The sequence below is a fragment of the Chroococcidiopsis sp. [FACHB-1243] genome (genome assembly GCF_014696895.1).
In the GTDB taxonomy this organism is placed as follows: domain Bacteria; phylum Cyanobacteriota; class Cyanobacteriia; order Cyanobacteriales; family Chroococcidiopsidaceae; genus Chroococcidiopsis.
Genome location: NZ_JACJQX010000008.1, coordinates 94,442 through 108,235 on the forward strand (window position 1 = coordinate 94,442; position 13,794 = coordinate 108,235).

Here is a 13,794-nt window from a genome sequence, read left to right on the forward strand (position 1 = left end):
GAACGCAATTTAATAAAGCTTATGACGACATACTTAACAACGAGCGATCGCTCGATAGAGATAACATTTCTTCAACAAGAACCTGCAATCTCGCTACATCTACTGTTACGCCATTATACTTCTGACTAAACTCATTCTTGCCACTGTATCCTGACGCAAGGCAGGCGTAGCGAAAACCTAATGCTTTTGCTAAGAGGAAGAAAGAGGGACTACCATACGAACCAAAAAATTCGATGACGCTTAAGTTCTGTGAAAGTAGCGTATTTGTGAGTGCAGCACCGTGAGGCGAAACAACTATTTCAGCTTGAGAAAATAATCTAACTTGATCGGCAAAGCTCATTTTCTCCATTGTGTAAGATACAAATCCTAATGGAGCCAAAGCTGCTAAAACTTCCTCTTCATTAATCACTTGACGACCAGTTGTTTTGGTTCTAGAAATATAAATTCTAGAACTGAAACTTTCGCTTTGACTTTTTACTTTATCTAGATTACTGAGCATACGCTGCCGCATCCAGTGACAGACAGATGGTGGTACAATACGCCGTTCGCGTCGCCAGGAAGGAATGACTAATCGGTCAACTTTTAAGCTCGATCCATTCCAGGGTAGACAATTTTCTGGCTCATATCCTAAGAGTCTGAGAGACTCTATCTGCCACTTAGCAGGATTTTTATCTATAATTAAAGTCGGTTTTCTTCCAGTTTGTTCTTGATAGAATTCAAGTCCTTGAAGCCGAGTTAAATAATCTGCAATCCAGTGAAAATAATTACCGTTACCCATAACTATCGAACAGGCTGTATCTACTCGATCTTCCCAAGTAGGGAGGTATTTAAGAATATGAGTACGGGTAGGTATAGCTCTACTTAAATTCAGTGGATTGAGTGTTTCCGCAAGTAAGTTTCCGGCTGCATCAAATCCTACGGCTGTAGAACCTACTAACCGAGCATTTGCAACTTCAAATACGCCAGGTTGATTTAAGATGTTCGCTTTACCAATTCTGCTAGAAATGATGCTAGGAATTTCATTGGGGTTCTTGTTGTAAGGCTCATCAACTAAGATTGATTCCTCTGTTCCAAATTGAATTAAAGAATAGTGTTCTTTGTTTTTTAAAATATCTTCCCTAGTTACTATATTCAATCCCAGCTTTTTTGTAGCGATGGAAAACATCCATTGACGGATTGGAAATCGAATCATACCGATCGCCGATCTCAGGCGACCAGTCATAATTTTTTTCTTAAGTATGTTCATAACAAATGACATAAAAAATATCTCCTTGAACAACTACCATTCACTAGAAAAATTTTAAGTATAGGGTGGGCATTGCCCACCTTACGATAAAAACAACTGTTGTTCGTGAATAATTTAGAATTGCCTAGCAATTAATTTTTAAGCTGAATTGAAGTCATCGTTCGGCTATTTTTTGCTTGGAAAGGCGCGGTACAACTTGCTTAAAGCTGGAATTTGCATCACCCAGGCGATATTCAGCAGTATAGAGCGATCGAGGAGCAGGACCTTTAAAGTTAGGATTGCCCTTATACAAACCCATCTTGAAGTACGGTCCCGTGCCTTCATCATTCCAGAAAGTCGCTCCCTGATGGTTAATTTTTTGAACGTAGTTGCCGTTACCTGTTTTCATCCACAATTTAAGAAATCCATCTTTGTTCCCCGTCCATTTAACCTGCATGACAAAATCAGTCCATTGCCCTCTTAGTTGGGAGACTTTAGCTAAGTTGAATTTGGTACATTCGACATCAACAAAATTACCCTGCCGTTGCAAATCGAAAATAAAGTTACTACCTTGGCGAGAAATTTTAGAGCCGATCCCACCACACTTGTATCTTCTACCTTTTTTGGAAGGAAAAGCTCCAAATTGGTTTACGATATCAAATCCTGCATCGGTATCTTTCCAAGTAGAAGGAACGAACATAGACCATCCATACCAATAGGTTTCACCAATCTTAGTCTTTTTCGTTGCCATCTCAGACCGTTCGCCGCAACGATCTACCCAATGTTTGAAGACCTTCTGTCCGTTCCCTTTTGTAGGGGGAATAGTTGCTAGCTTTTGACAAGCAGAACCCCCTTTACCGAGTTCTGGGCGCTTAACAGTTGTAATCACTGAATCAATGATTTTTGCATCGGATTTATGCACTCCTTCTGGCAAGCACAAGAAGGTCGTACACAACGCCAATACACCTATAAAGAAATGATTACACCCTTTAGTATTCATATTCAGTGTCCTACCATACTTTCCAAGGAGCTTTACCGCTCTTCCAAAGATCTTCGAGATAGTTTTTATCTCTCAAAGTATCCATTGGTTGCCAAAAACCATCATGTTTGTAGGCAGATAATTGCTCGTTATAAGCTAATTTTTCTAATGGTTCGCTTTCCCAAACCGTGGAGTCATCTGCTATGTAATCAATAACTTCTGGTTCCAAAATAAAGTAACCACCATTAATCCAAGCGCCATCTCCTGTAGGCTTTTCTTGAAAAGAAGTAATTTTAGTTTGTTCCTGTTCTAGGCAAATCGCACCAAATCTTCCTGGTGGTTGAGTTGCTGTTAAAGTAGCTAAAGTTTTTTGTTGTTTGTGAAATTCAATTAGCTGTTTAATATTGACGCTACTTACACCATCACCATAAGTAAAACAGAAAGTTTCACTACCAATATGCTCTTTGACTCGCTTCAGCCGTCCGCCAGTCATGGTTTTATCACCCGTATCAACTAGCGTGACTCGCCAAGGTTCGGCATAACCGCAGTGAACGTTCATTTGATTAAAGCGCATATCAAATGTGACATCGGACATGTGTAAGAAATAGTTAGCAAAGTACTCTTTAATTACATAGCCTTTGTAGCCGCAGCAAATAATAAAATCATTAATGCCATAGGTAGAATAAGTCTTCATAATGTGCCAAAGAATTGGTCTACCACCAATTTCAACCATTGGCTTTGGTTTAATGGTTGTTTCTTCACTTAAACGAGTGCCAAGTCCGCCAGCGAGTAGAACAGCTTTCATAGCTTTACCTCTTAGTTTTGTAGTAGTTTAAGAAAATTTGTGTGAGACAGAAGATCTGCATTTGAAGTTGGAGATTTCGCTCCCCCAACCCCCTTAAAAAGGGGGCTTTAAGTCCCCCCTTAAAAAGGGGGGTTAGGGGGGATCTTTCGCGTAACTCCTGCAAGAATTAGCTAGTACCAGTGTTTTTACTGAGTCATAGCTAATTCGTCGATTTGAGGATGTTTGAGTCTTAGTCATAAGAGATGAATTTCGTAGTTTGAGTCAACTCAAGTCTCCGTTTTTCTACCGATCTCGTGCTGATTTTCAGTAAAATTACTTAACAACAATCGCACTAAATTACTAGTATTCCTGCTTTTACCGATATAACAGACGAAAATTGAGTCTTTGAGCAGCGCTTAGTTGAAATTAACAACATTGTTAATCTAAATTCAGCGATCGCTTGCCAGGGATAGTTTTAGAGAGAATCGTTAATCGAGAGATAATTGAACTCTCAAATCTCGAACTAATTTTTTAAAGTATTAACGCATTGGTTAGTCCCTTTATTTGCAGTATTAGTCATATTTACCAGCGTATTTTCACAGAAGTTGGAGTTACAGAAAAAAATCGGTGAAATTACGGTTTTCAGAAAAATCAGTGTTTTTTCTCCTAGAAATAGATGGAAGCAAGCATTAACTTGAGTTCACCGCTGATTTGTAGGAAGACAACGTGCAGATAAACTCTGCTAATTGATTCATATTGAGTTATTCATTTGAGAATTACTTAAATGTTTTAACTCGATAGAAATTACTCAAATTAGCGTTAAAAATTCTGCATCTACGGAGAACTTAAATATGACCGTTGAGAATTGCAATAAGTCTGCCAAAGTTTGGAAACGGCGATCGCTACGCACGGCTTTAGGCACGGTATTCTTGGGTACGGCTTTGTTTGCTTCAGTAGGAATACATCAATCTCATGCCGGAATCATTGAGTCATCGACTGAAATTACGCAATCTAGAAACAAAGGTTGCTCGGGAATGGAGCCTTCCTACAACATTAAGAGAGCTGGACAGACAGCTTTCAAACATTGGGTAAATCGTTGCGGCGAACGATCTGAAATTGAAAAGAATAAAACCAAAATTGGTGAAACTTATTGGTATGGGTGGTCTATATTCATCCCTACAGACTGGAAAGATAATGACGCAGGATGGGATATTTTGAATCAATTTGGGGCTTATCCCACCAAAAAAGGTAGAAAACATCCCTGTGGTGGCATTGGCTCCAAGATTTCTCGTAGAGGCGATTCCGTTGGATTCGATCTTCAACGCAGTGGTGGTTCTGTTGATGCCGTATGTACTCGATTTAACATAGCCAAGGTTGCAGAACTACGAGGGCAATGGACTGATTTTGTCATGCATGTGAAGTGGACGGGAAATCAAGACGGATTCCTTAAACTTTGGTTGAAAACAGGCAACGGCAACTACGTTCAAAAAATTAATCATCAAGGAGCTACTTTCTGGAATGATGAAGGCACGGGACCGTACTTCAAGATGGGATTGTATAAAGGCAATCCTAACTTTCAGGGTCCTGCTCCTAGAGTTGTCTACACTGACGAATATCGCCTGGGAGATGCTAATTCCGGCTTTGGACAAGTTGCGCCATAAGCAGCGCCGCTTACTTCTGAAGTTCCAAACTTCTATATCGTTCAATTAAATGCATCACTAGTGAAGGAGCGTTAAATAATTTTCCTTGAAAGGGAGAAGGACGCTCCTTTACATATTCAAGTAACTGCTGAAGTTCGATACAGTGTTGTATGCCATATTTCTCTACAGCACGAGCGAATAAGAGTTGATGGTCGTCTACATGTTCTCCATAACATTTCAGTCTGGGAAGCAGGACAAAACAAGCACCCATTTCTGCTAACATTCGTGTAGAACCTTGCCCTGCATGTGAAATAACTAATGAAGCCTGCTGTGCCGCTGTATACATTTCATGGCGACTGAGTGAAGGCACGCTAGTTAATAGGGGATGGTTCAACCGAGTCGATGTAGCGCCATGCTGAAGTAATACTGGTTCGACAATAATTTCTTGTTCGAGTAGTATTTGCAACCAATCAACAGCGCGATCGAAAGGAAAAAAGATAGTTCCAAGCGTGTAAACAATCATTGAACTTAACCTTCGTAAGCTTGGAGAAAATTACACAACCACACCTTTGTATTGAGCCTTGGGATAGCGTTCTACACACTCGGGCCATTGGACGTAAAACTCATCTACTAAGCGATAAACAATTCTTCCGGTGAGGCTTAAATTACCCGAGCGCGAGATACTTTCAATAAAAACTGTTTTAATGCCATACAATTTGCTAGCTATGATAAACGGTACGGCTATGCTAGCTCCCGTGGAGAGGACTAAATCAGGTTTGCTTTGGTGCAGAATAACTAAGGCTTTAAAGAAGTTGATAAATGCCCTAACTACCATCCGAGCTTCCTGCATTGCCACCCAATAAACCCGTTCTTTTTCGCTTAATTTTTGCGTGTCATAATGCCGATAAGTCACCCACTCTCTTTCGTAGGTAGACCAAAAGCTTTTCAAACCCATCATGGTAGAAAAATGACCCCCTGGATTGCAGACCAATAATAATTTCATTGCGTTGAACTCCGGTGTGTGTGAGGAGAGGCGAGAGGCGAGTGGCTGGTGGCTAGTGGCTAGTGGAGAGTGGAAAATTTTGATTGTAAGTTGATTGGTTGATGTTAGAAGTTAGGCAGAAGAGATCCCCCAACCCCCTTAAAAAAGGGGGCTTTATCATCCCCCCTTTTTAAGGGGAGCTAGGAGGGATCCAGATCTCTGGATCTCCTGTGCGTAAATCGATCGGTGGAGAGGTTTACGTTCTGCTAATTCCTTGCCCCTGCTACCAAGCCGTTCGCGTAACTGTCGGTCTTGACACAAACGCAGTAGAGCATTGGCAAGTTCTGTGGGAGAATTGGGTTCTACGAGCAAACCATTTTCTTCGTGGCGAACTGCATCTGCTACTCCACCCAGCCGCGCCGCGATCGCAGGTTTACCAAAGTATCCAGCTTCGAGGTAAACAATCCCAAAACCTTCGATACTCTTGGCTGCGGCATCAAAAAAGGTCGGCATGACAAATAAATCGCAGGCTGCATAGTAGCTAGCTAATCGCTCGTCAGGAACGTATCCCGTAAAGAACACGCGGAGATCCACACCCAATCGAGTCGCGAGGGATTTCAGCTCGGACTCCATTGGACCTCGACCGCAGATGAAATAATAGACATCGATGCCTTCAGCCACTAGTGCAGGCAAATTCTCGATCGCCCGATCGAAACCTTTACGACGAACCAGCCGCCCCACAGAGAGAAGGACTACCGCTGTTTCAGGAATGCCGTGCTGAGCGCGCAACTCGGCGCGAAGGCTGGGAACGCGGTCGAGATTGCCAAACTTCTCGACTCCGATCGCGGGATTGATAATATATGTAGGTGTATTGCACTGACAGCGCTCTTTTAAGTAGTCTTGGGTAAAACGACTATTGCAAACAACTCCCTGCGCTCGCTGGAGCGTGTGCTGGAATAAAGCCTGAAAAATGGGATTGCTTAAAGGACAGAGCAGATCGTTTCCATGTAAATAGATAAAAAACCGGATCGGTAGCAAATAACTCAGCAGTAACAATACGGGAAAATCGAAGCCGTGAAACCACTCGATATATCGATAGCGATAGCGACGATAGAGTAAGAGGGCAACAATAAACGATTCGATCGCGTAGAGCAGCTGCTTGAGGACACCACCTAACCAACCAGCGCGATCGAAAAAAGTGTGGAGAAATCCAGGGACTAACCAACGATGGACTGGAAATGGTTGCAAGCGATCGAATTCCTTGTCTCCTGGGTGAGCGGCGGTTAAAACGATCGCGCGATCGGGGTCTTGCAAACAACGATTGTAGGTGTAATCTTGAATTCCGCCTGGATCGGGGGGAAAAACGCGAGAGACAATCAAAATATCTGGTGCTTGACTGGCTGACGCAGCATCTAGAGCAAGACTTTGTGTAGTCATTGGGGTTTGCTTTATGTTTTTGGTGCTTGTCCCAAGAATCTCCAACGCACGTAACCGCGCAACCCATATCGCAGCAGCAAGATACCCTGCTGCGGAAACAGAGTGCAGGTGCTACGAAACACCAACCTGACGAGGGTATCCTTCATACTCCGCCCGATTGCCTGACTTTCTTGCCAGGACAACCACGCGACTTGCAATGCTCCGATCCAACTGCCTTTACCTCGCTCGATAGCTTTGAAACTGCGATAGTCTACATCCTGCTGGAGATTAGAGCGCTCGACAAGTCCGACTTTGGCAGCTGCGCGATCGACGTAGGCAGCAGTTAACTCGCGCTGATGCAGCATCCGCGACCAGTTACCGCTGTGGGCTTGTCGATTTTTACCGTGGATGCGATAGAACATGAGTGGTTCGTTAATACTACCCACTTCGCCATAAAAGGGAACGGTTGCTGTCAAATAAGTATCTGCTGCTTCAGTTCGTTGTGTCGGAATCGGTAGGACTTGCTGGAGAACTGTACGGCGATATGCCAGTGCAGAAGTAATTGCTGTAGCGTATCTTCCCCATTGCAATAACAAATTGCGGACATCTCCTTGGTTGAGAATACTAGAAGTGCTGCTGCCAATCGGAACTCCCTCAGCATCTACAGAAGTCCAGCAGTGACCGAGCTGTACCCATTCAGGATGCTCTGCAAAAGTGGCGACGACTCTTGCTATCTTTTCGGGGTGAAAGAAGTCATCGGCATCTAGAAAACAAATAATTTCGCCTTTAGCTCGGGCAATTCCGGCATTCAATGCCGTTCCTTGCCCGGAATTTTCCTGAAAAATCGCAATTAGGCGATCGCCATAGGACTCAATAACTTGCCGCGAATTATCTGTAGAACCATCATCAACGACGATTAATTCAACATTTTTGGATGTTTGCTCTAAAACGCTGTCAATTGATTTAGCAACAAAACGTCCGTAGTTGTAGTTATTAATGATGACACTGACGAGTGGAGATGTTTCTATCTGGCTAGAACGCTCGTGCCGTTGCAGATCGGTTATCATATCCCAGAGGTTGGGGCTAAAAAAGAATTTTCATCGCTGGATCGCTGGCGATCGCTTGCATTTAAGGGGACTAATCCCGTAATTCTGGCGATCGCGCGGGCGTATCCCACGGCACTACAGTAAGTTTCTACCCAACGCTTGCCCCGATCGAGCGTAGTTGGAGTATTGAGGTCGGCAGTCAGGCGCACGATCGCCTCAGCCGCAGCGACAGGATCGTTGGGATCGACAGCCCATTCGGGCGCGAAGTTTTGTAAAATTTCACCAATGCCACCCGTGTTGCTACCGACGACTGGTACGCCACAGGCGATCGCCTCTACCACCGTGCGACCAAAAGGCTCTCGCGGCGCAAGCGTGACGACGACATCGGCATACTTGTAGTAGTCCTCGATCGCAAATGTGGCTGGTAAAACCGTGAAGCGGTCTGCCACTCCTAAGCTTTCGGCGCGATCGAGCAGAGCGCGGGTCAGCGACTGACCTGGGGATGCATCCTCGCCAATGACAACTCCGTGGTAGTTGTGACCGAGAGTTTTGAGCTGAGCCAAGACCAGAGGTAGCGATCGCAGATTTTTGTCGTTTACCTGCTCGGGTGCGGTAATTCGCGAAGGTGTCAGCATCAGCCGCGCTCCCGAATTGAGGATAGGCTGTAAATTTGCTGGCGGCGAGCTAGTCGCGGGGCTATCGTTAAACCGCTGTGGATCGATTGGCGGATAGAGGATTTCCTGAATCTCGGACACTAAACTCTTAACGTGCGCCGCCGTGAAGTGTGAATTGCAGATGGCGCGGGGAGAGAGGCAGGCAAAAGCTAACTTTCTAGCCAAGTTACCCAGTAATTTAGGCGATCGGGTTTGGTCGCGGAAGACATGGTAAACCGGACGACCGCTCAAACGCAGTGCAGGTGCAGCCAGGATCAAGCTTGGCAAAATCTTCCGCACGACGCAGTTTTCCAGTAACAGGGGATAATCTTTGGGTTGCTGGCTCACCCAATGCAGCGCGTGCTTCATAAACTCCCGTTCTTGAATAATTTGCAGATAAGATGTTTGACCGACTTGCCGCAAATACCGCTCCATCAACGAGTTAGATTTGACCAGGACGCACAACTGCTCGGAGATGCCACATTGTTCAAATCCCTTGAGCATCAAAGACAGGGAAACTGTCGTACCTCCTAAGGTATTTTGACATCCTGGTAAAACTAAGAGCTTAGCCACGATCGCACCTCTCCAGCAGGTTTGAGTTTAGGTTGCCGGATGGCAATGCATAGCAACAGAGCCAACGCTGGAAAAGGTGAAAACCACATTGCTCCTAACGTAGCAGCGGCAAGGGTGAACATGATCATCACGCAAAAAACTGTTAGAGGTCTTCCCGAGCGGGTCTTGTACAACCACGCAAATAAAGATATCCAGAAAACTGCAAAAATTCCCGTACCGACTATGCCGTTGCCATACAACAGGTTGCCTAAAATGACGCTGTGGGAGCCGACGACGTTTGCCTCGCCGCCAGCCATACTGACGGGCTGCCCCTTGCCGATTTGACCCCAGATCGGCTGTTCTAGAAATGCCTCCCAAGTCTGTCTGTAAATCTCGGCACGCCATTCAGTGGATGATGCCCGAAACTGAGAAACGTGGGCTGTAATGTCTGTATAGCTACTGATTAAAAAGTGGGTGAATGGCGCAATTGATAATATGGTGAAACTGGCTACAGCCATCACCGCAAACAAGATGAGACGATTTCGAGGTTGACTGTAGGCGCTAAAGAGGTAGCGAAACCAAATAGCGATCGGAAAAGCTATCCATATACCCCGACTCAGACTGATAACGATGAGGAAAACACTGCCTAAAAGTAACAGCAGCGACCAAATCCGATTTTTGATTTCCAAGGCAATTAAGCCAATACATCCTACAATCAATGCAAAAAGTTGTGCGGAGACAAAAAATAAGCTCGGACGGTAGTACCCCGATATATCGCCCTGATAGGGAGCTAAGAGGTTTTCTCCTGCTGCTTTACCCGTAACCAATCCAAACAAGTTAGGTATGCTAGGAGGCTGGAAAAGGCTGATTGGCAAGACATATTGCAGCAACAACCAAAACCCAAGCATTTGCACTATGCTGACCGTACAAGCCCAGGCGATCGCTTCTATGCGCAATCTCACGTTATTGCTTTGAACGTACCACAGCAGCAAGGCGTAGCTAAACCATGTAATAAGGAGACCAGATATGCTGCCTTTGTTGGGAGCATCAAAATTGATCAGCATTTGGGCTATTCGATAGATGCAGAAGACAAACACGGCAACGACTGCCGTAATCGGGGGCTTGAGACGTATTTCTCCATGCTTCCACCATTCATAAACAGCAATGCACACGATCAGGAGAGATGTCATGTACTTGTAAATGCCTACTACCCACAGCACTGGTATGAGAATGATAAAGGCACAGACAAAACGTTCTCCTGCTGTTAAAGCTCCCCAGCGCATCCAGCCCCAGAAAAAGAGTTGGCGATCTGATGCTGATGCCGTTGTCGCGATCGTGGATTTAGGTCTGTACAGCTGAGTCATGATCTCCGCAACACCTAAGCTTCGTGTTCTAGTAATTCTCGTTGCCGTCCGTACCCGTAGCGGTAAACTGAGGTATGCGAGTCCGATCCGTTGACTACCAGACCCATAATCCGCGCGTTATACCGCGTCAGTTGTTCCAAGCTATTCATCACCGGATAGCGATCGCTCGTGCCAGAACGCAAAACAAACAAGACGTTGCATACCACTGCGCTCATTAAATTCGTCTCGCTGGCTAGCCCGACTGGAGGGCTGTCTACTAATACGTAATCGTAGCCACCGGAGTCGCGCAGGGCTTTGATATTGCGCTCAAAACTACCACGGGCAAAGAATTCAGGAATTTTCTGCTTGGGAATAGATAACGCTGGTAGCAAGTCAAAACCTGGGGAAACGGAAACTGGCATTGGAGGACTAGCATTTGCTGCGCTCTTGATCCGATTTTTCCCTAAGCGCCGACTCATTTCTGCCTTGCGCAGATCGCCATCGATTACCAGCACCCGAAAGCCGAAGTTCACTAAGGCTAGAGCCAGCCCCAGAGTAACCGTGGTCTTACCCTCGCCAGCAGTGGCGCTAGTCACCATCAAACACGGGTGTTCCAGCATCAAGATAGATGAAGCCAAGCGCTGAAACTCGATATCGATTTCGGCTGCTAAATTTCGTTCCATGCTGGGTTGTTTGAGATGGGGAATGCTACCCAAAACCGGGAGTTCCACTTGCTGTAAGTCTTTTGGTTTGAGCAATGGGTTGCGATTTTCTAGGAAGAAAATTAGAGCCATGCTGCCGAAAATAGCAGCGAGCATACCGCCAGTAGTAATCAGCTTTAAGTTAGGTATGGATGGTCTGGGGTCGATGGTGGGTTCGTTTAGCGTTTGCACGTTTGGATAGGCGTTAAAAGGATTGGTCTTTGACTGCTCGCTTTGAGCAATAATGCCTTTGTATACGCCTTCGGCAATCTCGTACTTGCGCTGGAGGTCTAACAACTGCGCTTGATTTTTCGTGATGAAGTTGAGTTCGGTATTGAGTTTGTTAACTTGCTTTTGAATTTGCTTCGCTTGTTGCTGCGTTCCCTGAGCTAGAGTCTGGTTTCGGATCAACTCTACCATCAGTTCTAGGCGGCTATCGTTAGGTCCATTACCTAGAGTTGTATCTATTTGCGCGGTGTTAGCACCAGGAATTGCCACGGCAATTTGCTGATTGAGCTGGCGGAGTAACTGTTGGCGCTGCTGTAATAAAGATTGCACCTGCGGGCTATCATCTCTATACTTACTGCGGGTGACTGCCATAGTTGACTCTAATTGCGAGAGTTGAGTGCGGGTGGCTTGATACTCTTTGTTCTCGCCCAAACGCAGAGAATTCATTGCTTGTTGAGGCGTAATCCCGAGACTGACTGCCGCAGCTTGAGCTTGCGTGGCGTTGGCTTGTCCCTGTGCGATCAGCGTTGCCTGCGTCGTTTTTAGATTGTTAATTGCTGAGATCAACCCCCCAGATTGTTCGGGACTGTTGACTAGTCCGGTAGAGCGCTGAAAATTCGATAAATTAGCTTGCGCTTGGTTGAGATTAAGACGAGCTTGTTCCAGCTCTTCTTGGGTATACTGCACTCGGACTTCTGCATCTTTGCGACGTAGTTCGTTGAGTCGTTGTTGATAGACCTCAAGAAAGGTAAACAATCGCTTGTAAGCTATATCGGGGCGACTACCCTGAGCTTCCACTTCTATCAGCGTTGTTGCTGGCTGTGGGGTAACGACAAATAACTGGCTGAAGCTACTCACCTTCGAGTACAAGCTTTTTTCGGGGTCAACTGCCTGCACGCGCTTCATCACGGCATCGCTAGTTAAAATAGCTAACTGCACGTCCAAAGGGCTGACATCTTTAAAGTTGAGCGCTGTGGTTTGAGTGCTACCTAAAGGACCGAGATTCGCACTTAAACCGCCTGTTTGGGGAAGATTTAACTTGGCATTAGCTGTCCAGACTGGAGGAATGCTCGTGCTGGCATAGAACGCTGCATAAATTGTGGCAGCAAGCACGGCACTGTTAAATCCCAGCAGTGGCAACCAGTGCTTGCGGGCAATACTGAATATCTGTTTCATACTTGAATCTCGTTCTAGTTTGGTAGTGGAAGTAACAAAAGTATCAATGCTTGACAATAGCTGACAATTATTTGTCTAAGACTAGAGTTTCTCTTGTTGCAACCGAGGTTTGACTTAATAACTTGCAAAGAAGTAAATAGGTCAACTAATAAAGTTGAAGAGCAAATATGTCGGGTGAGATTAATTACACTCTTGTCCCAAGCCTACCTGTACTCTGATATCTTCTGTTTTAATTTCAACAGATGTTTTTCAAGTTACAAATATGTCTCAACACACCCTTGACTAAAATTTGAACTAGAACTGATAGCAATTAGCTATGAATTTGTCGAAAAACTGCTGTAGGTTGGTAATTGCCTAATTGTTTCTCGCAGTACGTTTGTTTTACTTCTTTGAGTCTGCTGGCAGTAAGTTTCAATGGCTTGCATTTCTAGTTCAGAAACTTTGAAGGTAATCCATTGTTTCTGGCGAGTATATTGTTGATTTTGAGTCAATATGAGCTGTTCAATAGAAATAGGTTTCATTTGTCATGGTAAAGTTAAGTGGTAGCTTCAATTCCCTTGCTGAAACCAATAATAACCCTAGACACTACGAGGGTTAACCACAAAAATCCCCTAAAAACAGACATTTTGCCCTGGCAACCGAGCAAAATCTTGATGATAGTTTCCCTAAGATTTGAATTTAGAAATTGGGGTCTTCTTCAGGGTGGGGAGGTTGGTTGAGATTAAAGCCTCTGGTTGCGGAACGCGAGTTAGTATAGGTTGGTAAACCTCGAATTAAATCTCTCAAAACATCTGTTTTTGTGCGTTGAGTTTGTTGACAATAAGCTTCGAGGGCTTGCATTTCTAACTCCGAAACTTTAAAGGTAATCCATTGTTTCTTTTTTGTAGACACAAGCTGCCATATGGGTAAAAGGTGGTGGATAAAAATTGTAGATTTACCCTGTGAAAGTTCGTACTCTTGCCAGTCTGCATCCAAACATTTAAATGTCAAGCTGAATAATCAACTACTCACTGTCATGCGATCGCCCGCTATTAGCGATCGCGATTTGTAATACCAACAAAATATAGCC

Annotated in this window: 14 protein-coding genes; 2 read left to right on the forward strand and 12 right to left on the reverse strand. The window is 44.8% G+C overall.

Features of this window, described 5'->3' with window-relative positions:
- Nucleotides 1–19 precede the first annotated feature (19 nt).
- The 3 genes from H6G17_RS08150 to rfbF all read right to left on the reverse strand — a co-directional run bounded on the left by H6G17_RS08150 (nt 20) and on the right by rfbF (nt 3,009).
- Complete coding sequence (locus H6G17_RS08150; RefSeq protein WP_242038296.1) at nt 20–1,222, reverse strand: glycosyltransferase family 61 protein; 1,203 nt, start codon at nt 1,220–1,222, stop codon at nt 20–22.
- A gap of 178 nt (nt 1,223–1,400) precedes the next feature.
- Nucleotides 1,401–2,225: a heparin lyase I family protein gene (locus tag H6G17_RS08155; protein WP_192155986.1), complete on the reverse strand. Its 825-nt coding sequence runs from the start codon at nt 2,223–2,225 to the stop codon at nt 1,401–1,403.
- A 10-nt stretch (nt 2,226–2,235) separates the two neighbouring features.
- Nucleotides 2,236–3,009 carry a glucose-1-phosphate cytidylyltransferase gene (gene rfbF / locus H6G17_RS08160; protein WP_192155989.1) on the reverse strand — a complete coding sequence of 258 codons (774 nt, stop codon included), beginning with the start codon at nt 3,007–3,009 and terminating at the stop codon, nt 2,236–2,238.
- A gap of 830 nt (nt 3,010–3,839) precedes the next feature.
- Between rfbF and H6G17_RS08165 the strand changes: the two genes are divergently transcribed.
- The gene (locus tag H6G17_RS08165) at nt 3,840–4,649 is read left to right on the forward strand and encodes a polysaccharide lyase (protein WP_192155995.1); all 810 of its coding nucleotides are present in this window, start codon (nt 3,840–3,842) and stop codon (nt 4,647–4,649) included.
- A gap of 10 nt (nt 4,650–4,659) precedes the next feature.
- On the opposite strand, the gene H6G17_RS08170 is transcribed toward H6G17_RS08165, so the two are convergent.
- From H6G17_RS08170 to H6G17_RS08210, 9 genes are all read right to left on the reverse strand, one after another.
- The gene (locus tag H6G17_RS08170) at nt 4,660–5,151 is read right to left on the reverse strand and encodes a glycosyltransferase (protein ID WP_192155997.1); all 492 of its coding nucleotides are present in this window, start codon (nt 5,149–5,151) and stop codon (nt 4,660–4,662) included.
- A 30-nt stretch (nt 5,152–5,181) separates the two neighbouring features.
- A complete protein-coding gene (gene pssD, locus H6G17_RS08175) occupies nt 5,182–5,631 on the reverse strand; it encodes a PssD/Cps14F family polysaccharide biosynthesis glycosyltransferase (protein ID WP_192155999.1) in 450 nt (149 codons plus the stop codon).
- Between the two features lie 156 nt (nt 5,632–5,787).
- On the reverse strand, nt 5,788–7,047 hold the full coding sequence (locus tag H6G17_RS08180) for a glycosyltransferase family 4 protein (RefSeq protein ID WP_192156001.1): 1,260 nt from the start codon (nt 7,045–7,047) through the stop codon (nt 5,788–5,790).
- Between the two features lie 11 nt (nt 7,048–7,058).
- A complete protein-coding gene (locus tag H6G17_RS08185) occupies nt 7,059–8,093 on the reverse strand; it encodes a glycosyltransferase (protein ID WP_192156003.1) in 1,035 nt (344 codons plus the stop codon).
- On the reverse strand, nt 8,090–9,298 hold the full coding sequence (locus H6G17_RS08190; protein ID WP_192156005.1) for a glycosyltransferase: 1,209 nt from the start codon (nt 9,296–9,298) through the stop codon (nt 8,090–8,092). Before H6G17_RS08190 ends, H6G17_RS08185 begins: the two co-directional genes overlap by 4 nt.
- A complete protein-coding gene (locus tag H6G17_RS08195) occupies nt 9,283–10,641 on the reverse strand; it encodes an O-antigen ligase family protein (protein WP_192156007.1) in 1,359 nt (452 codons plus the stop codon). Before H6G17_RS08195 ends, H6G17_RS08190 begins: the two co-directional genes overlap by 16 nt.
- A gap of 14 nt (nt 10,642–10,655) precedes the next feature.
- Nucleotides 10,656–12,725, reverse strand: coding sequence for a P-loop NTPase (locus H6G17_RS08200; protein WP_192156009.1), 2,070 nt, complete (start codon nt 12,723–12,725; stop codon nt 10,656–10,658).
- Between the two features lie 314 nt (nt 12,726–13,039).
- Nucleotides 13,040–13,246 carry a hypothetical protein gene (locus H6G17_RS08205; RefSeq protein ID WP_192156011.1) on the reverse strand — a complete coding sequence of 69 codons (207 nt, stop codon included), beginning with the start codon at nt 13,244–13,246 and terminating at the stop codon, nt 13,040–13,042.
- A 157-nt stretch (nt 13,247–13,403) separates the two neighbouring features.
- On the reverse strand, nt 13,404–13,616 hold the full coding sequence (locus H6G17_RS08210; RefSeq protein WP_015152840.1) for a molybdenum-pterin-binding domain-containing protein: 213 nt from the start codon (nt 13,614–13,616) through the stop codon (nt 13,404–13,406).
- Nucleotides 13,617–13,626: 10 nt separating this feature from the next.
- On the opposite strand from H6G17_RS08210, the gene H6G17_RS33125 reads away from it, so the two are divergent.
- Nucleotides 13,627–13,776 (forward strand): hypothetical protein, encoded by a 150-nt coding sequence (locus H6G17_RS33125; protein ID WP_206757148.1) that lies wholly within the window; start codon nt 13,627–13,629, stop codon nt 13,774–13,776.
- Nucleotides 13,777–13,794: the final 18 nt, after the last annotated feature.